This is a genomic window from Bacillus sp. JFL15 (genome assembly GCF_001184225.1).
In the GTDB taxonomy this organism is placed as follows: Bacteria; Bacillota; Bacilli; order Bacillales; family Bacillaceae; genus Bacillus; species Bacillus siamensis.
Genome location: NZ_KQ236689.1, coordinates 2,505,563 through 2,523,825 on the forward strand (window position 1 = coordinate 2,505,563; position 18,263 = coordinate 2,523,825).

Sequence of the window (18,263 nt, forward strand, 5' to 3'; positions counted from 1 at the left end):
CAATGAGTTCAATCAAACAATCAATGACTACCCACGTGGCTACCGTTTCTCCCAATCAAACGATTCAGGAAGCGGCCGCGCTGATGCATCAGCATAATGTCGGAGCGATTCCCGTCGTTGACGGAGGGGAATTAAAAGGAATGCTGACAGACCGTGATATCGCATTGAGAACAACGGCTCAAGGCCGCGACGGCCAAACACCTGTTTCGCACGTGATGTCTTCTAAAGTAGTATCCGGAAACCCGGAGATGAGTCTTGAAGAGGCGTCACACCTGATGGCCCAACACCAAATCCGCCGCCTTCCCATTGTTGATCAAAATCATTTGGTCGGGATCGTTGCGCTTGGAGACTTAGCGGTCGATCAGCGTTCAAACGAGTCTGCGGGAGCAGCTCTTTCTAATATTTCCAGCCAAAACTCACAGTAACGGATCAAGAGAGCTTGCATTCATGCAGGCTCTTCTTTCCGTCCGAATGTTACATTTTGAACGCGGAAGAAATTCACGGTATAGTGTATACATAGGTCACAGTACGTTAACTAAAGGAGCTGTAAGCAGTGATAAAAGCATTAATCTTTGATTTTGACGGGTTAATTTTAGATACAGAAACCCATGAATATGAAGTGCTGCAAGAAATGTTTGAAGAACACGGATCGACATTGCCTTTATCTGTCTGGGGAAAGGTGATCGGAACGGCCGCGGGATTTAAGCCGTTCGCATATTTAGAGGAGCAGCTGGGAAGAAAGCTCGATCATGACGAACTGACGGCGATCAGGCGCGCGCGCTTCCAACAGCGAATGAAAACGGAAACGGCGCGTCCCGGAGTGGAGGCTTATTTAGCCGCGGCGAAAGAATTAGGATTGAAGGTGGGGCTTGCTTCAAGCTCAGATTTCAAATGGGTATCGGGCCACCTGAAGGAGTTAGGCCTGTTTGATGAATTTGAAGTGATTCAGACGGCGGATGACGTAGAAGAAGTGAAGCCGAATCCGGAACTCTATTTGAAAGCGGCGGAACATTTAGGCGTCGAACCTTCCGAATGTCTTGCCTTTGAGGATTCCGTCAATGGCTCAATCGCAGCCAAACGTGCCGGCATGAAATGTGTGATCGTACCGAATAAGGTAACAAGCACCCTGTTGTTTGAAGAATACGATCACAGACTCGAATCGATGGCGGAAATGGAACTTGAATTACTTTTACAGCGCTTGAACAATCAAAACGAATCGGCAGGGGGAAGCGGCATTGTCTGAGAAACTTGATCTGACCCGTTTTGAAAAGAAAATGGTCATACGGAACATGGAAGAGAAAGATATCAATAAAATTATTGAGCTGCAAAAGGATTGTTTCCCGGGGATGGAGCCTTGGGAGCCTGAGCATTTAATCAGCCATCTCGCGCATTTTCCGGAAGGTCAGTTTTGCGCCGAGTATGAAGGGGAAATTATCGGATCATGCTCCAGTCTGATCATCAATTTCGATGAATACGATGACCGCCACACATGGCAGGACATTACAGACGACGGTTACATCACGAACCACAATCCGGACGGAATGAACCTGTACGGAATTGAAGTGATGGTGCATCCGGCATACAGACGGATGAAGATCGGACACCGGCTGTATGAAGCGAGAAAAGACCTGGCGAGACGATTAAACCTGAAAAGCATCATTATCGGCGGACGGATTCCGAATTACCATAAATATGCGGAAGAAATGACGGCGAGAGCCTATGTCGAACAGGTGACGCGCCATCAGATTTATGATCCGGTGCTTTCCTTCCAGCTGATGAACGGATTTACGCTCATGCGGATCAATCCGAATTATCTCCCGGATGACACCGCGTCCATAAAATATGCGACATTAATGGAGTGGAACAATGTCGATTACCTGCCGCAGTCGAAGCGCTATTACAAATCGGCATTTCCGGTGCGTATTTGCGTCATTCAGTATGAAATGAAAAAGATTTATTCCTTCGAGGAATTTGCCAATCAGGTTGAATATTATGTGGATGTGGCTTCCGATGCAAGATCTGATTTCGCGGTATTTCCGGAGATTTTCACGACGCAGCTCATGTCCTTCCTCGAGGAGCGTTCTCCGAGCCTTGCCATTCAGAGGATTACCGAATATACAGAGGACTATATCAGCCTCTTTACAGATCTCGCGGTGAAATATAATGTCAACATCATCGGCGGCTCCCATTTCGTTGAAGAAGAAGGGAAAATTTATAACATCGCTTACTTATTCAGACGTGACGGCACGATTGAAAAACAATATAAGCTTCACATTACGCCGAATGAGCGGAAATGGTGGGGCATCAGCGCCGGAGACAGAGTGCGCGTATTTGATACGGACTGCGGAAAGATCGCCATTCAGATCTGCTACGATATTGAATTTCCGGAGCTTGCGAGAATTGCCGCGGATCAAGGGGCGAAAATTATCTTTACACCGTTCTGCACTGAAGACCGCCAAGGCTACTTGCGCGTAAGATACTGCTCTCAGGCGAGAGCGGTTGAAAACCAAATTTACACTGTCATCTCAGGTACGGTCGGGAACCTGCCGCAAACAGAAAATATGGACATTCAATACGCACAGTCAGCCATTTTTGCTCCGTCTGATTTTGAATTTGCCAGAGACGGAATCGTCGGTGAAACGAACCCGAATATCGAAATGGTTGTGATCGGGGACGTTGACCTTGAAATTTTAAGAAGACAGCGTGAAAACGGAACCGTGCGCCAGCTGAAAGACCGGCGCAAAGACATCTACCGGATTACGCATCTTAAATGAAGAAAGCCCGCTCCGGTTTAAGGAGCGGGTTTTTTTATAAAAATACTTGCACCGTCCCCGGTTTCGGGATATGCTCTTGTAGCCCTTTCGCTTTCTTGGAGAAAGCGTTTTTTTAATTGCCGCCGCTTTATTGACTCACCCATGCCGCGCCTTTATATTCTTATTAAGAGGAAAACTTCACCAAGAGAATCGGCGTCAGAAGCCGGGCAGCTTTCGATACAGTGCAATGATATTGAAAGGGAGATGAGCGGTGTGGAACATGTACAAAAAAATCAGTCACTCAAACAAAAGGATAAAGAGCTGATTTGGCACGCGATGAAAGGGGCGGAGCCGGATGACAGCATAATCGTCCAAAAAGGGGAAGGCGCCTGGGTTACGGACATTGACGGCAGGCGGTATTTGGACGGCATGTCAGGACTATGGTGCGTCAATATCGGGTACGGGAGAAAGGAGCTTGCCGATGCGGCTTACAGCCAATTGAAGGAGCTTCCTTATTATCCGCTGACCCAAAGCCATCAACCTGCGATTGAGCTTGCGGAAAAACTGAATGAATGGCTCGGCGGCGATTATGTAATCTTCTTTTCCAACAGCGGATCGGAAGCAAATGAAACCGCGTTCAAAATTGCCCGCCAATACCACATTGAAAACGGCGATCACAGCCGCTTCAAATTCATCTCCCGGTACAGGGGCTATCACGGCAATACGATGGGGGCGCTCGCCGCTACCGGCCAGGCGCAGAGAAAATACAAATACGAGCCGCTCTCCCAAGGATTTTTGCATGCGGCGCCGCCTGATCTCTATCGGAATCCCGCCGATGCTGACACATTGGAAAGCGCACATGAAATCGACCGGATCATGACGTGGGAATTAAGCGAAACGATTGCCGGCGTTATTATGGAACCGATTATTACAGGCGGAGGTATACTGATGCCCCCAGACGGGTATATGGCAAAGGTAGAAGACATTTGCCGCCGCCACGGCGCGCTGCTTATCAGTGATGAAGTCATCTGCGGTTTCGGCCGCACGGGAGAGCCGTTCGGATTTCAGCATTACGGCGTTTCACCGGACATCGTCACAATGGCAAAAGGCATCACGAGCGCTTATCTGCCGCTGTCGGCGACGGCAGTGAAACGGGAGATTTTTGAAGCGTATTCGGACGGTGAGCCGTACGGCCGTTTCCGGCACGTGAATACATTCGGAGGCAATCCGGCAGCCTGCGCCCTTGCTTTGAAGAACTTGCAATTGATGGAGGACGAAAATCTGATCCCCCGTTCCCGGGAGCTTGGCGAAAGGCTGCTCCGGGAGCTTCAGCCGCTCAGAGAACATCCCGCGGTCGGGGATGTACGGGGAAAGGGCCTTCTTGCCGGCATCGAGCTCGTAAAGGACAAAATTACGAAAGAACCCGCTGATGCCGCCGCTGTCCAGCACGTCATCACCGCCTGTAAGAAAAAAGGCCTGCTCGTCGGGAAAAATGGCGATACTGCAGCGGGATATAATAATGTCATTCAGCTTTCACCGCCTTTCTGCCTTTCTGACGAGGAGCTTTCTTTCATCATTTCGACGGTCAAAGAAAGCGTGCTGAGCATTGATTTTTAATGTAAAGGAGTAAAACATGAGTTTTCACAACCAGCAGATTTTACCGGCTATCCGGAACATGAAGCAATTCGATGCATTTTTAGAAAGTCCGTTCTTATACGGCGTTATTTTAGATATTCACCTCGGTCAATTAAAAGGTGTCGTGAATGAAGCGAAAAAACACGGAAAACACCTGATGGTTCACGTCGATTTAATTCACGGCATTAAGCATGATGAATACGGTGCGGAATTCATTTGTCAGGACATCCGGCCCGCCGGCATCATTTCAACGAGATCGGCCGTCATCGTCAAAGCGAAACAAAAGAAAATATATGCGATCCAGCGTCTGTTTCTCTTGGATACGAGCGCGATGGAAAAGAGCATGGAATTCGTCGGGAAGCATAAGCCTGACTTTATCGAGGTCCTCCCGGGCATCGTTCCGACTTTAATCCGGGAAATTAAAGAGATGACGGGCATTCCGATTTTTGCCGGCGGCTTTATCCGCACGGAGCAGGATGTTGAAAACGCTTTGCAGGCGGGGGCCACGGCTGTGACGACTTCAGACACCGAGCTGTGGGCTAAATATGAACATTCTATGACAAAAAAAGATTGACACCGCTTACACCCGTTGTTACAATAGACCTAGGTTAATACTATGTGATGGAGACCCGGAGACCCACAACAGCTCTTTACGGAAGCAATAAAGCGTAAAGCGGTCTGTTGTGGGTTTTTTATTCTCTATAACTCTGTCAAACCTGCTATTATGTCATTTGGGAGGAATGATGATGACAGCATTTTGGGGAGAAGTAATCGGTACAATGCTGCTTATTATTTTCGGGGGCGGCGTTTGTGCGGGAGTCAATTTAAAGAAATCGCTTTCATACCAATCCGGATGGATTGTTGTTGTATTCGGCTGGGGGCTTGGAGTAGCCATGGCGGCATATGCTGTCGGCGGAATCAGCGGCGCTCACTTGAATCCGGCTTTAACGATAGGCCTTGCGCTTGAAGGCAGTTTTCCTTGGAAAGAAGTCCCTGTCTATATTGCTGGACAGATGATCGGAGCAATGATCGGCGCGGTTATTGTGTATCTTCATTATCTGCCGCATTGGAAGGCGACGGATGATCCGGCGGCTAAGCTGGGCGTTTTCTCGACCGGCCCGAGTATTCCTCATACATTTGGGAATATGATAAGTGAAGTCATTGGGACGTTTGTGCTTGTGCTCGGCATTTTGGCGATCGGAGCGAATGAATTTACAAAAGGGCTGAACCCGCTGATTGTCGGATTCCTCATCGTGGCTATCGGAATTTCTCTCGGAGGAACAACCGGGTATGCGATCAACCCTGCGCGGGATTTGGGGCCGAGAATCGCACACGCCTTTCTGCCGATTCCGAAAAAAGGGCCGTCAAATTGGAAATATGCCTGGATTCCCGTTATCGGTCCGATCATGGGCGGTGCGTTCGGCGGTGTATTTTACAATGCCGCGTTTAAAGGAAATGTGACATCTAGCTTTTGGTTTGTAAGCGTTATAATGGTTGTATTGCTTTTCATACTCTATGTTTATACCAAGAAATCTCAATCACGAAAAACATTATCAAATTCTGAATATATTTAAAAAGGAGAGCGGCATCATGGAGACCTATATTTTATCAATTGACCAAGGCACAACAAGTTCAAGAGCGATTCTTTTTAATAAAGAAGGAAAAATCGTGCATTCCGCTCAAAAGGAATTCACACAGCACTTCCCTCAGCCGGGCTGGGTGGAGCATAATGCGAACGAAATTTGGGGATCGGTGCTCGCCGTTATCGCGACTGTGATCTCTGAGTCCGGAATCAGCGCGGACCAAATTTCCGGCATCGGCATCACGAACCAAAGGGAAACGACGGTCGTATGGGATAAAGATACCGGAAAGCCGGTATACAATGCGATTGTGTGGCAATCGAGACAAACATCCGGCATTTGCGAAGAGCTTCGTGAAAAAGGATATAATGATACATTCAGAGAAAAAACGGGACTTCTGATCGACCCTTATTTCTCAGGAACGAAAGTCAAATGGATTCTTGACAATGTAGAAGGCGCGCGGGAAAAAGCGGAAAACGGAAATCTGCTTTTCGGAACGATTGATTCATGGCTCATCTGGAAAATGTCCGGAGGCGCGGCGCACGTAACGGATTATTCCAACGCTTCAAGAACGCTGATGTTTAATATCCATGAATTAAAATGGGATGACGAGCTGCTTGACATTTTAGGCGTGCCGAAATCAATGCTGCCGGAAGTGAAACCGTCTTCTCATGTGTACGCGAAAACGGTTGATTATCATTTCTTCGGCAAAAACATTCCGATTGCGGGTGCGGCCGGAGACCAGCAGTCAGCGCTGTTCGGTCAGGCGTGCTTTGAAGAAGGCATGGGGAAAAACACATACGGCACAGGCTGCTTTATGCTCATGAATACCGGAGAAAAAGCCATTACTTCAGAGCACGGCCTTCTGACGACGATCGCCTGGGGATTAGACGGAAAAGTCGAGTATGCGCTGGAAGGAAGCATCTTTGTCGCAGGTTCTGCCATCCAATGGCTGAGAGACGGCATGCGGATGTTCCATGATTCGAAAGAAAGCGAGACATACGCAGAGCGTGTGGATTCCGCTGACGGTGTTTATGTCGTGCCCGCTTTCGTCGGATTGGGCACACCGTACTGGGACAGTGACGTGCGCGGCTCAGTTTTCGGCCTGACACGCGGAACGACGAAGGAGCATTTTATCCGGGCTACGCTTGAATCTCTCGCTTATCAGGCGAAAGATGTGCTTGATGCCATGGAAGCTGATTCAGGCATCTCTTTAAAAACTTTGCGTGTAGACGGCGGAGCGGTTAAAAATAATTTCCTTATGCAGTTCCAAAGCGACTTGCTTGATGTGCCGGTCGAACGTCCGGAAATTAATGAAACGACGGCGCTCGGTGCCGCGTATTTGGCCGGAATCGCTGTCGGCTACTGGAAAGACAGCACTGAAATCGCCGATCAGTGGAATCTGGATAAGCAATTCAAACCGGAAATGGAAGATGAAAAACGCGATGAATTGTACGGCGGATGGAAAAAAGCAGTAAATGCAGCTATGGCTTTTAAATAAGATAAAATTATGATATACTGAACACAAGTTAATAGGAACGGTCCTGAGATGAGGAGAGACCACAGCACCAAAGTGATAACATGCGCTTTGGCTGTTGTGGTCTCTTTTTCTATACCGTGACAACAAGGAGGAAACGTAATGATGAATCACCAATTTTCGAGTTTGGAACGGGATCATATGCTGGAAGACATGACTAAAAAAACTTACGATCTGTTTATTATAGGCGGAGGCATTACGGGTGCCGGTACGGCGCTTGACGCTGCTTCAAGGGGAATGAAAGTCGCTTTGAGCGAAATGCAGGATTTCGCGGCCGGCACATCAAGCCGATCCACAAAGCTTGTCCACGGCGGTTTGCGTTATCTGAAGCAATTCGAAGTCAAAATGGTGGCTGAAGTCGGTAAAGAACGTGCCATTGTATACGAAAACGGCCCGCACGTCACGACGCCGGAATGGATGCTGCTTCCGTTCCATAAAGGAGGCACATTCGGTTCATTCTCTACGTCCATCGGTCTGCGTGTATATGACTATTTAGCAGGGGTAAAAAAATCAGAGCGCAGAAGCATGCTGTCTGCAAAAGAAACGCTGCAAAAAGAACCGCTCGTCAAAAAAGACGGCTTAAAAGGCGGAGGCTACTATGTAGAGTACCGGACGGACGACGCGAGACTGACGATTGAAGTCATGAAAGAAGCCGTTAAATTCGGCGCGGAGCCTGTCAACTATTCTAAAGTGAAAGAGCTGCTTTATGAAAAAGGAAAAGTCGTCGGCGTTTTAATTGAAGATCTGCTGTCAGGCAAGGAATACAAAGTTTACGCCAAAAAAATCGTCAATGCGACAGGTCCTTGGGTCGACCAGCTGAGAGAAAAAGACCACAGCAAAAGCGGAAAGCATCTCCAGCATACAAAAGGGGTCCATCTCGTATTCGACCAATCCGTATTCCCGCTTAAACAGGCTGTGTATTTTGACACGCCGGACGGACGTATGGTGTTCGCCATTCCGCGTGAAGGAAAAACATACGTGGGCACGACAGACACGGTTTATAAACAAAAGCTTGAGCATCCGCGCATGACGGTGCAGGATCGTGATTATGTCGTCAGCTCCATCAATTATATGTTCCCGGAACTGAATATTACGGCGGACGATATTGAATCAAGCTGGGCCGGCCTCAGACCGCTCATTCACGAAGAAGGAAAAGATCCGTCTGAGATCTCCCGTAAAGATGAAATCTGGACATCTCAATCTGGCTTGATCACAATCGCCGGAGGAAAACTGACGGGCTACCGTAAAATGGCTGAGCACATTGTCGATCTTGTCAGCGACCGCTTAAAAGAAGAGGGCGGCCAGGACTTCGGCGGCTGTAAGACGAAGACGATGCCGATTTCCGGAGGACATGTCGGCGGCTCTAAAAACTTCGAGTCATTTGTGGAAGCAAAGACAAAAGACGGATTGAAAATCGGTTTATCACAGGAAACAGCTAAACAGTTAGCCATCAGATACGGCTCTAACGTCGAAAATGTATTCAGCCGGATTGAAGGCCTGAAAGAAGAAGCGGCAAAACGCCAGATTCCGGTTCACATTCTGGCGGAAGCGGCTTACAGCATTGAAGAAGAGATGGCTGCGACACCTGCTGATTTCTTCGTCCGCAGAACGGGCAGACTGTTCTTCGACATCAAATGGGTGCAGACGTATAAAACGGCTGTGATTGATTACATGAGCGACCGGTTCCAATGGGATGACGAAACGAAAGCGAAACATACCGAGTGGTTAAACACGCTGCTGCACGATGCAGTTGTTCCGCTCGAACAATAATAACCGGAGGGCTGTGCCGAAAAGGCATGAGCCCTTCTTTTTACATAAAGCACTGTGTTAAGTTATCAAGTGACACGGACAGCCGCTTCATATTAAAATATGGTCATAAGCTGAAATTATAGGAGGACGAACATGAGTTGGAGTAAGAGTTACGAACGCTGGAATCAGGCCGAACAATTAGATTCAGAATTGAGAAAATTATTGGCGGACGCAGAAGGAAACGAGCAGCTGCTGGAAGACTTTTTCTACAAAAATCTTGAGTTCGGAACAGGAGGCATGAGAGGAGAAATCGGGCCGGGCACAAACAGAATGAACATTTACACGGTCCGCAAAGCATCCGCCGGGCTTGCTGCGTATATCGCAAAACAAGGAGAAGAAGCGAAAAAAAGAGGCGTTGCGATCGCGTACGACTCCCGTCATAAATCTCCTGAGTTTGCGATGGAAGCAGCCAAAACCCTTGCTTCCCAAGGCATTCAAACATACGTATTTGATGAGCTCCGCCCGACGCCTGAGCTGTCTTTTGCGGTGAGAGAACTGAACGCTTATGCGGGTATCGTCGTGACGGCCAGCCATAACCCGCCTGAATATAACGGATATAAAGTGTATGGCGATGACGGGGCACAGCTGCCGCCGAAAGAAGCGGACATCGTCATTGCGGAAGTGAATGCGATTGAAAATGAATTAACAATACAAGTTGAAGATGAACAGGCGCTGAAGGAAAAAGGTTTAATTAAGATCATCGGCGAAGAAATTGATACACCCTATACTGAAAAACTGACTTCCATCTCCGTCCATCCCGAGCTTTCGGAAGAAGTCGACGTGAGCGTCGTGTTCACTCCGCTGCACGGCACGGCGAATAAACCGGTACGCCGCGGTCTCGAAGCGCTCGGTTACAAAAACGTCACTGTCGTAAAGGAACAGGAGCTTCCGGATCCGGATTTTTCAACCGTCAAATCGCCAAACCCTGAAGAGCACGCGGCATTTGAATATGCCATTAAGCTGGGAGAAGAACAAAACGCCGATATTCTCGTCGCTACGGACCCGGATGCCGACCGTCTCGGCATTGCCGCAAAAAACAGTGAAGGCAAGTATACGGTGCTGACGGGGAACCAGACAGGCGCGCTTTTATTGCACTACCTGCTTTCTGAAAAGAAAAAACAAGGCGTCCTTCCTGAGAACGGCGTCGTCATGAAAACGATTGTTACGAGTGAATTGGGCCGCGCCGTCGCTTCATCATTCGGTTTAGACACGGTTGATACGCTGACGGGCTTCAAATTTATCGGTGAAAAGATCAAAGAATATGAAAAAACCGGACAATACACGTTCCAGTTCGGGTATGAAGAAAGCTACGGCTACTTAATCGGCGATTTTGCGCGTGACAAAGATGCGATCCAGGCTGCGCTGTTAGCCGTCGAAGTATGCGCCTTTTATAAAAAGCAGGGCATGTCGCTTTATGACGCGCTGCTGTCCATTTTTAAAGAATACGGTTATTACCGTGAAGGCTTGAAGTCACTGACGTTAAAAGGAAAACAGGGAGCAGAGCAGATTTCCGCTATCCTGACGTCATTCCGAAACGATCCGCCGAAGCAGATGGCCGGAAAACAAATCACGCAGGCTGAAGACTATTCAACGGGAAAACGGACTGTATTTGCCGATCATCGTGAAGAAGATATTGATCTGCCGAAGTCAAATGTCCTGAAATATTTCCTTGAAGACGGCTCTTGGTTCTGCCTCCGCCCATCCGGAACGGAGCCGAAAGTCAAGTTCTATTTCGCAGTGAAGGGAACTTCTTTACAAGACAGTGAACAGCGTCTTGCCGCATTATCTGAAGCCGTCATGAAAACGGTGGATGCCATAGTGGAAAAAACGAAATAAACAAAAAACCGCCGGAAGCGATATCCGGCGGTTTTTTTACGCCTCATCCGAAAGTATGAGGTAAAATCATGCTGAAGCAAAGGCAAATACAGATTAGAATTGATATAATATGGATAATTCTGAATGGCCGGAGTGAGGGAGTTTGACGAAAACGACGGTAGAAACCTTAAAAACCTTAAAAGCGATTGCGGAAACCTTAAACCAAAGCCACGATATGAAGGAAGCGCTTGATAAAGTCCTGCGCGAGCTGCTCAGCTTGACCGGGCTGCAGACAGGGTGGATTTTTCTGATTGATCCGGACGGGTCCTATACGCTTGCCGCATCCGCTTATTTACCGCCGGCTCTCGGTCAGCGGGAAAACGCATTAATGTGCAGCGGGGACTGCTATTGTCTGACCAAATTCAGCAATGGCGGATTGACCAAGGCTGTAAACATTATGAATTGTAAACGGATTGAATTTGCGGAACAGACGACGGACTGCAGCGACACCGAAGGCATTACCCATCATGCGACCGTTCCGCTTGAAGACGGCGGCCGGAAATTCGGTTTATTAAACGTCGCTGCAGGCGAAAAGACGTTTTTCAGCGAAGAAGAACTGCATCTTCTTGAAGGGGTTGCCTTTCAAATCGGAACGGCGATCCAGCGGATGAAACTGGCCGAATTTGCACAGCAGAACGCCCTGCTGATGGAACGGAGCAGACTGGCGCAAGAGCTGCATGATTCCGTCAATCAGATGCTGTTTTCCGTCAGCTTAACGGCAAAAGCCGCTAAAAGCTTTACAGATGATGAACGGCTCCGGCAGATGATTACGTTCATCCAAGAGCTGTCGCAGGATGCGTTGACAGAAATGAGGACGCTTATTTGGCAGCTGAGACCGGAAAGTTTAACGAAAGGGCTGTATGCGTCGATCAAAAGCTATGCCGCTCTCATCGGTCTGGAAGCCGTCTGTGACATGGAAGATGAACTGAAGCTTACGGATGAACAGGAACACGCGCTTTGGCGGATCGCTCAAGAAGCCTTGAATAACTGCAAAAAGCATGCAGGAACGGACCGGGTTATCATTTCTGCCGTTAAAAAGCCGGATCATGCTGAGCTTCGCATTATCGACCATGGAGCGGGCTTCAGCGCTGATGCGCATGCGGGGCTGCCGTCGCTTGGCATTGCGGGTATGAAAGCGCGCGCCGAAGCAATCGGAGGCCGGTTTCTATTGCAATCTGAGCTTGGCGCCGGTACGATTGTCTCCGTTCGGCTTCCATTTTACGGGATAGGAGGTCTGATTGATGAAAATTGTGATCGCTGATGATCATCACGTTGTCCGCAAAGGATTGCGCTTTTTCTTCGCCACTCAGGAAGATATTGAAGTAGTAGGTGAGGCGTCTACCGGTGCTGAAGCGCTTCAGCAAGCTGAACTAACGAAGCCTGATATCGTGTTAATGGATTTATCAATGCCTGATATGGATGGCATTGAAGCGGCAAAAATCGCGGCTGAACGATTTCCGGACATCAGTATCGTCGTTTTGACGAGCTATTCCGACCCGCAGCATGTCATTCCCGCCCTTAAAGCCGGAGCCAAAGCGTATCAGCTGAAAGACGCCCAGCCCGATGATTTAGTGAAAACACTCCGGGAAGTGTATTCCGGACGGTACCGGCTCTCAGCGGATATTGTGCCTCACGTGCTGACACATATGGTTCAGGAGGATCAGGATAAGGAAAAATATTATCAGCTGACTCCCCGTGAAAAAGATGTTCTTCAAGAAATAGCCAAAGGGAAAAGCAATAAGGAAATTGCCGCAGCTCTGTTTATTTCTGAAAAAACAGTGAAGACCCATGTGTCCAATCTGCTGTCAAAGCTGAATCTTTCAGACCGGACACAAGCGGCATTGTATGCCGTAAAATACAATGTTTCCGGAAAGGCGGTAAACTAAATGAGCATATTAGTGATCAGCGGCACGCCGAGAAAAAACGGGCGGACAAGAATTGCCGCTTCGTATATCAGAGACCGGTTTCAAACCGATTTTATTGATTTAAGCAAAAGTGAACTGCCGCTTTATAACGGTGAAGAAGAACAGAACGATCTGCCCTCAGTGCAAGAGTTAAGGCGGCAGGTGAAAAAGTCGTCTGCCGTCGTCTTATTATCTCCCGAGTATCACAGCGGCATGAGCGGCGCTTTAAAAAACGCCATTGATTTTTTAAGCAGTGATTGCTGGAGATACAAACCGGTGGCCATCATTGCAGCGGCGGGCGGAGGAAAAGGCGGCATGAACGCGCTGGCGAATATGCGGACTGTGATGAGGGGCGTCTATGCAAATGTCATCCCGAAACAGCTGGTCTTAGACCCGATTCACATCGACATGGAGCGCCGGACCGTATCTGAGGATATGGCGGTCAGCCTGAAAGACATGATGGAAGAGCTGAATATGTTTACAAACACAGGAAATCCCGGCGCCTGACGCCGGGATTGTTTTATGTCAGCATGGCTAATTGATCTTCATACGCGAGCTCTGCCGCATGATCAATATACCTGAGAAGGGAATACAGCTCTTTTTCAAGCACCGCATAATCAAGTTCAAAATGATATGCATGCAAAAAGTGCTCAATACGCTTTGATAACAAATCATCTTTCGTACGCACCATCAAAATTAATAAATTGTCCCATTGAGACCTGTGTGTGTAATATAAGGCTTTATCATAATCGGCATGATCCATCTTACGCTTCCCCTTTCAATGAGAAGTTCTCCGTTAGTTTATGCCGCCGAAGCCCGGATGCAACGGGGGAAAAGTTGGTGTCCGTATAAATTGGGCATAGCAATATGAGGGAGACATAAAATAAAAACGCATATCCGTCTCTTCTTTGGACACGCTAAGATTGACAAAAACGACTCAGGAGAACATAAAGATGAAATTTCTTCCATTTGCGCTCGCCCTCTTGTTTTGCGGCATTCTCATTGCCTCAATCGCTGAAAAAGGGCATACAGAACACCTCGATCCATCAGTCGGAAAATGGGAGCAGCTCGCATGGAACCAGCTGGAACGTGAATACAAGGGGGCCGAGCTTACCGATTATTCGTACATGGGCCGTACGAAAGTAAACCGGGAACAGACGAAAGACGTGTTTCGCGTAACGGTGCAAACAAAAAAAGAGACGTTTTCCTCCCGTGCTGAAGTGTATTTTCACCCCGTGACTAAACATGTGATCAGCATTAATATTTTCAGGCTGTAAAAAAAGCTGCACAGCCTTTTCGGCTGTGCAGCTTGTCTGTATCAGAAGAATCGTTTCGCTCCGAGGTAGCGCTGTTTCCAATAGGAATTGTTCATGCTGGAAATGACGACACCCGAATCGTTGGCATTAATAAACTGTCCGTTTCCGAGATAAATGCCGACGTGAGAAGGTCCGGCTTTATAAGTTGAGAAAAAGACAAAGTCACCGACCGCCGGCTGGCTGACTGATGTCATCGTATTCCAGTAGCCTGCGGCTGAAAGTCTGGATACGGAAGTGACCTTATTAAGAACGTAATAAATAAAACCGCTGCAGTCAAAGCCTCTCGGCGTTGTCCCGCCCCATACATACGGTACACCCAGCTGAGCTTTTGCGGCATCGATCATTACATTAATCTTCGCGCTAGTTGAACCTGTGCCGCCTGTGCTGCCGGACTGATTTGGTGTCGTGTTTGACTGCTGTCCTGCAATCGTCAGCTTCTGTCCGATTTGAAGCACATCTGTTTTCAGATTGTTTTTCTCTCGGATCTGCTGGGCGGTTACATTGAATTTTTGGGCGATAACCCATAAGGAATCCCCGCTTTTGACGGTATATGTAGTGGTTTTCCCTGTATTTCCGGACTGGTTCGGAGCTGACGGTGAAGACGAAGAGCCGGAAGACGGCGTTTTTGTCAGCTTCAGCACTTGTCCGACCCGCAGCATGTCTGACGTCAGTTTATTGATGCTTCTGATTTGCTGAACCGTCATATTGTATGCGTTTGCGATCTTCCAGAGCGAGTCTCCGCTTTTTACTGTATAAGATGATGTTTGCGTCTGGTTTTGATTTTTGTTTGAATTGTCTTTTGACGGCTTGTTTCCCGAAGGAGACGTTCCTTTTATTTTCAGAACCTGGTTTACGTAGATCGTATCCGTTTTTAAGTTGTTTAATACTTTAAGTTCCGCAATGGACATATGAACGCTGTTTGCGATCTTCCAGAGCGAATCGCCGAGTTTGACTTTATATGTCCCGGAAGATGAAGATGAAGATGACTGCTTTTTACTGCTGTTTGAGCTGCTGCCCGGAACGGTTTTTGTCTTGTCGGTGCTTGAGGACACTTTCCCCTTCACTTGCAGCTTCTGTCCTGCGCGGATTAAGTCGCTTGTCAGACCGTTCAGTTTTTTCAGTTCCTGTACGGACATTTTAAAATCAGACGCGATCAGCCACAGCGAGTCTCCGCTTTTCACCGTATACACACTTGTCGTCTTGCCGCTGTTCTTTGAAGATGGCGCCGGGCTGCCGGAATCTGATTTGCCGTTAGGGATGTTGAGCGTCTGCCCGATGGAAATAACGGTGGATTTTAAATGATTGGCTGATGTAATGGCATCCACGCTTGTATTGTAGTTTTGGGCAAGCTTCCATAATGAATCTCCGCTTTTAACCTTAATCGTTTGTGCTTCTGCCGGTGTTACAGCTAACGCAGACCCGACGATCGCAGATGCAGTCAAACCGACCGCTACCTTTTTTTTCATAGTGAATCTCCCTTTTCCTGCGATGATTTTACTATCCCCATTCGTTGCAGCCGCAAGGTGAGGATAACAGTAATGATAATCTTTATATCGGCACTTGTCTGCAATCATTTATCATATTAGTAGAAATAGTTCTTTTTTCTTATGCAGGCATAAAAAAAGAAGGAATGCGGGCATTCCTTCAGCTTCTGAGCAGTCTCATAATCTCCTCTTTATTTTTGACCAGGTCCCTTAACGTATATTTGTCTAAAACAGCCAGGTAAGCTTGCAGGGCTTCATTCAGCAAATTCTTTAAGTTGCAGGCGGGAGATATGATACAGAGATTTTTTTGGGAGTCAAAGCATTCTACGATGTTGAAGTCGTCTTCTGTATTTCGAACGACTTCTCCAATGTTAATGTCTTCCGGTTTCATTCCTAATCGGATTCCGCCTCCGCGGCCCCGGATCGTTTCCACATACCCGAGCTGTCCGAGACGGTAAATGACTTTCATGAGGTGGTTTTTAGAGATGGAATATGTGTCGGCGATTTCTTTTATGTTGGAAAGTTCTTCGGAATGTCTGGAAGCCAAAAAAATCAAAACGCGTAAAGAATAATCGGTATAGTTCGTTAATTTCATAGAATGACCTCGAAAAAAGAGATTTTGCTTCTGTTACAGTTTATCATATAGGATTTCAAAATGAAAAAAAAGGAATTTGCCCATCAATCTCAAAAAAAAACGTGCGCTCCTTCTGAGCACACGTTTTTTTCGTTTAAGACATCGGCGGTTTACGGTCATCAGCCGATTGATGTTTTTCAATTTTGCGGTCCAACTTCGACAGATAACGGGAAGCAAATTCTTTTCCGCCAAGACCGAATGAAAGTCCGAAGGCAAGCGCGAAACCGCCAAGAATCAGAATAAATGCGGCATTTACGATCGTGTCGGCGACACCGAGCTGATCCAGCGCCATAAAGATTGAGAGCGTGATAATCGTATATTTCGCAAGAGGCGCCAGGAATCTGAATTCTTTTCCGCTCAGCATGCCGACAAGCAGTCTGCTGACAAGCTGTCCGGCCAAAAGCCCGATTCCGAGAATAAATACAGCGGCCAGAACATTAGGCAGGTAAGCGATAATACCGGTCGCGATGACGACGAGAAATTCGAGATGAACCAGCTGCAGCGCTTCTGCCGTAAAGAGCAGGACGATGATGATCTGCGCAATCATGCCGACAGTTTGAGAAAGCGTAAGCTTCGGACGATCCGCCTGTTCAAAGCCCATTTTTCCAAGAAGAGAGTCAAAGCCGGCCCGGTGCAGCAGCCCTGATACAATACTGCTTACCCATTTTCCGATCCAGATGCCGGCGATAATCAGCACAATACCGATGATGATATTAGGAAGCATTGTGAAGACCGTGTTCAGCATGGCTGAGGCCGGTTCAGAAATGCCCGCAATATCAAGCCGGTCAAGCGCAGAAATGACCACCGGAATAAAAATCAGCACGTAGACAATCGTTCCGATGATTGCCGACAGGCTTGTATCCTTCAGGTAAATAGAAAGCCCCATACGTGCGGCAAGTCTTTCCGTGCCGATACTCGCCAGAAAGTTTGTGACGATATCACGGACGAGACGGGCAACAAGCCAGCCGATTAAGACAATCAGCGCCGCGGCGAATAATTTCGGTATAAAGGATAACACGCTTTGGATCATATGTGTAAACGGTCCTGATACTCCGCTGATTTGAAGAGCGGACAAGACGCCCGGCAGGAACAGGAGCAAGACGAAATAAAAAACGATTCGTGAAGCGGCCGTAACGGACTTGCTCATCTCCGCCTCTTCAGAAACCATGGTCCATTTTCTGATCCAGCCGTTTGCAGCCAGTTTCATGCCCGCTTTTTTGACGAGATAGCTGAAAAGCGAAGCAGCCGCCCATCCCAAGAGCAGAATCAAACCGGCTTTTAAAATGCTCGGCACAGCCGCCGTTATCGCCGACAGCATGCTGACAAAAGGCGAAGCCACGGTTGTCAGATGCAGAATGTTAAAGAATAGAATAAAAACGATAATTAATGCGATAAAATAAATGACTTTACTGATGACTTTTTCCGAGGAATAGCGCGCCGGCTTTTTTTCGGCGAACAGCCTGTCGTCGATTTTTGTTTTTTGCAGGCCTTTGTATACGGCTTTTTCAATGATTTTCGCAATGCCCCAGCCGATAAGCAGGACGAGCAATGCAATGATCAGATTCGGCAGTTTGCTGAGATACGTGGTAAGCATGTCTGCTGTGTTCAAGTAGAATCGCTCCTTTTTCTTTTTTTATGGGGTATGGTGTGTGTTTTACCCACTTACATATAAAGCAAACGGGACGGATGTGCCGAAAGTTTTCAGACGGAAACCCGCCTGTTATTTCATCTTTTGA

Annotated in this window: 17 protein-coding genes; 13 read left to right on the top strand and 4 right to left on the bottom strand. The window is 47.7% G+C overall.

Annotated features, from left to right (window positions below; genetic code table 11):
* Positions 1-2: 2 nt before the first annotated feature.
* From AD710_RS12540 to AD710_RS12595, 12 genes are all read left to right on the top strand, one after another.
* Entirely contained in the window at positions 3-425 is a 423-nt protein-coding gene (locus tag AD710_RS12540; protein WP_016938414.1) for a CBS domain-containing protein, read from the top strand.
* Positions 426-553: 128 nt separating this feature from the next.
* Positions 554-1,243, top strand: coding sequence for an HAD family hydrolase (locus AD710_RS12545; protein WP_016938413.1), 690 nt, complete (start codon positions 554-556; stop codon positions 1,241-1,243).
* Positions 1,236-2,774, top strand: a complete 1,539-nt coding sequence (locus AD710_RS12550; protein WP_016938412.1) for a bifunctional GNAT family N-acetyltransferase/carbon-nitrogen hydrolase family protein — start codon at positions 1,236-1,238, stop codon at positions 2,772-2,774. Before AD710_RS12545 ends, AD710_RS12550 begins: the two co-directional genes overlap by 8 nt.
* Before the next feature lie 243 nt (positions 2,775-3,017).
* A complete protein-coding gene (locus AD710_RS12555) occupies positions 3,018-4,370 on the top strand; it encodes an aspartate aminotransferase family protein (protein WP_156187168.1) in 1,353 nt (450 codons plus the stop codon).
* A 16-nt stretch (positions 4,371-4,386) separates the two neighbouring features.
* Positions 4,387-4,962 (top strand): glycerol-3-phosphate responsive antiterminator, encoded by a 576-nt coding sequence (locus tag AD710_RS12560; protein WP_016938410.1) that lies wholly within the window; start codon positions 4,387-4,389, stop codon positions 4,960-4,962.
* Positions 4,963-5,134: 172 nt separating this feature from the next.
* Positions 5,135-5,962 (top strand): MIP/aquaporin family protein, encoded by an 828-nt coding sequence (locus AD710_RS12565; RefSeq protein ID WP_016938409.1) that lies wholly within the window; start codon positions 5,135-5,137, stop codon positions 5,960-5,962.
* Between the two features lie 16 nt (positions 5,963-5,978).
* Positions 5,979-7,469, top strand: coding sequence for a glycerol kinase GlpK (glpK, locus tag AD710_RS12570; RefSeq protein WP_016938408.1), 1,491 nt, complete (start codon positions 5,979-5,981; stop codon positions 7,467-7,469).
* 138 nt (positions 7,470-7,607) lie between these two features.
* Positions 7,608-9,275, top strand: a complete 1,668-nt coding sequence (glpD, locus tag AD710_RS12575; RefSeq protein WP_049628177.1) for a glycerol-3-phosphate dehydrogenase — start codon at positions 7,608-7,610, stop codon at positions 9,273-9,275.
* A gap of 132 nt (positions 9,276-9,407) precedes the next feature.
* Complete coding sequence (locus tag AD710_RS12580) at positions 9,408-11,150, top strand: phospho-sugar mutase (protein ID WP_049628178.1); 1,743 nt, start codon at positions 9,408-9,410, stop codon at positions 11,148-11,150.
* Positions 11,151-11,292: 142 nt separating this feature from the next.
* Positions 11,293-12,450: a GAF domain-containing sensor histidine kinase gene (locus tag AD710_RS12585; protein WP_049628179.1), complete on the top strand. Its 1,158-nt coding sequence runs from the start codon at positions 11,293-11,295 to the stop codon at positions 12,448-12,450.
* Positions 12,431-13,075 carry a response regulator gene (locus tag AD710_RS12590; RefSeq protein WP_049628180.1) on the top strand — a complete coding sequence of 215 codons (645 nt, stop codon included), beginning with the start codon at positions 12,431-12,433 and terminating at the stop codon, positions 13,073-13,075. The genes AD710_RS12585 and AD710_RS12590 overlap by 20 nt, the downstream gene beginning before the upstream one ends.
* The gene (locus AD710_RS12595) at positions 13,076-13,600 is read left to right on the top strand and encodes an NADPH-dependent FMN reductase (protein WP_045927071.1); all 525 of its coding nucleotides are present in this window, start codon (positions 13,076-13,078) and stop codon (positions 13,598-13,600) included. It abuts the gene before it with no gap.
* Between the two features lie 13 nt (positions 13,601-13,613).
* Here the strand turns inward: AD710_RS12595 and AD710_RS12600 are convergent, their stop codons facing one another.
* Complete coding sequence (locus AD710_RS12600; protein ID WP_016938402.1) at positions 13,614-13,856, bottom strand: YhdB family protein; 243 nt, start codon at positions 13,854-13,856, stop codon at positions 13,614-13,616.
* A 190-nt stretch (positions 13,857-14,046) separates the two neighbouring features.
* Here AD710_RS12600 and AD710_RS12605 point away from each other — a divergent pair, with 190 nt between their 5' ends.
* Positions 14,047-14,370: a DUF3889 domain-containing protein gene (locus AD710_RS12605; protein WP_016938401.1), complete on the top strand. Its 324-nt coding sequence runs from the start codon at positions 14,047-14,049 to the stop codon at positions 14,368-14,370.
* A gap of 41 nt (positions 14,371-14,411) precedes the next feature.
* Here AD710_RS12605 and AD710_RS12610 read toward each other — a convergent pair whose 3' ends face one another.
* The 3 genes from AD710_RS12610 to AD710_RS12620 form a co-directional block, all read right to left on the bottom strand.
* A complete protein-coding gene (locus AD710_RS12610) occupies positions 14,412-15,875 on the bottom strand; it encodes a peptidoglycan endopeptidase LytF (RefSeq protein ID WP_049628181.1) in 1,464 nt (487 codons plus the stop codon).
* Positions 15,876-16,053: 178 nt separating this feature from the next.
* Positions 16,054-16,488, bottom strand: coding sequence for a nitric oxide-sensing transcriptional repressor NsrR (gene nsrR / locus AD710_RS12615; protein ID WP_016938399.1), 435 nt, complete (start codon positions 16,486-16,488; stop codon positions 16,054-16,056).
* Between the two features lie 133 nt (positions 16,489-16,621).
* Positions 16,622-18,136, bottom strand: coding sequence for a mechanosensitive ion channel (locus AD710_RS12620; protein WP_049628182.1), 1,515 nt, complete (start codon positions 18,134-18,136; stop codon positions 16,622-16,624).
* Between the last annotated feature and the right edge of the window lie 127 nt (positions 18,137-18,263).

Coding starts and splice junctions, on each gene's coding strand:
- nsrR (WP_016938399.1), bottom strand. CDS start 16,488: ATGAAATTAACGAACTATACCGATTATTCTTTACGCGTTTTGATTTTT.
- AD710_RS12610 (WP_049628181.1), bottom strand. CDS start 15,875: ATGAAAAAAAAGGTAGCGGTCGGTTTGACTGCATCTGCGATCGTCGGG.
- AD710_RS12540 (WP_016938414.1), top strand. CDS start 3: ATGAGTTCAATCAAACAATCAATGACTACCCACGTGGCTACCGTTTCT.
- AD710_RS12560 (WP_016938410.1), top strand. CDS start 4,387: ATGAGTTTTCACAACCAGCAGATTTTACCGGCTATCCGGAACATGAAG.
- AD710_RS12605 (WP_016938401.1), top strand. CDS start 14,047: ATGAAATTTCTTCCATTTGCGCTCGCCCTCTTGTTTTGCGGCATTCTC.
- AD710_RS12600 (WP_016938402.1), bottom strand. CDS start 13,856: ATGGATCATGCCGATTATGATAAAGCCTTATATTACACACACAGGTCT.
- glpK (WP_016938408.1), top strand. CDS start 5,979: ATGGAGACCTATATTTTATCAATTGACCAAGGCACAACAAGTTCAAGA.
- AD710_RS12565 (WP_016938409.1), top strand. CDS start 5,135: ATGACAGCATTTTGGGGAGAAGTAATCGGTACAATGCTGCTTATTATT.
- AD710_RS12555 (WP_156187168.1), top strand. CDS start 3,018: ATGAGCGGTGTGGAACATGTACAAAAAAATCAGTCACTCAAACAAAAG.
- glpD (WP_049628177.1), top strand. CDS start 7,608: ATGATGAATCACCAATTTTCGAGTTTGGAACGGGATCATATGCTGGAA.
- AD710_RS12590 (WP_049628180.1), top strand. CDS start 12,431: ATGAAAATTGTGATCGCTGATGATCATCACGTTGTCCGCAAAGGATTG.
- AD710_RS12595 (WP_045927071.1), top strand. CDS start 13,076: ATGAGCATATTAGTGATCAGCGGCACGCCGAGAAAAAACGGGCGGACA.
- AD710_RS12580 (WP_049628178.1), top strand. CDS start 9,408: ATGAGTTGGAGTAAGAGTTACGAACGCTGGAATCAGGCCGAACAATTA.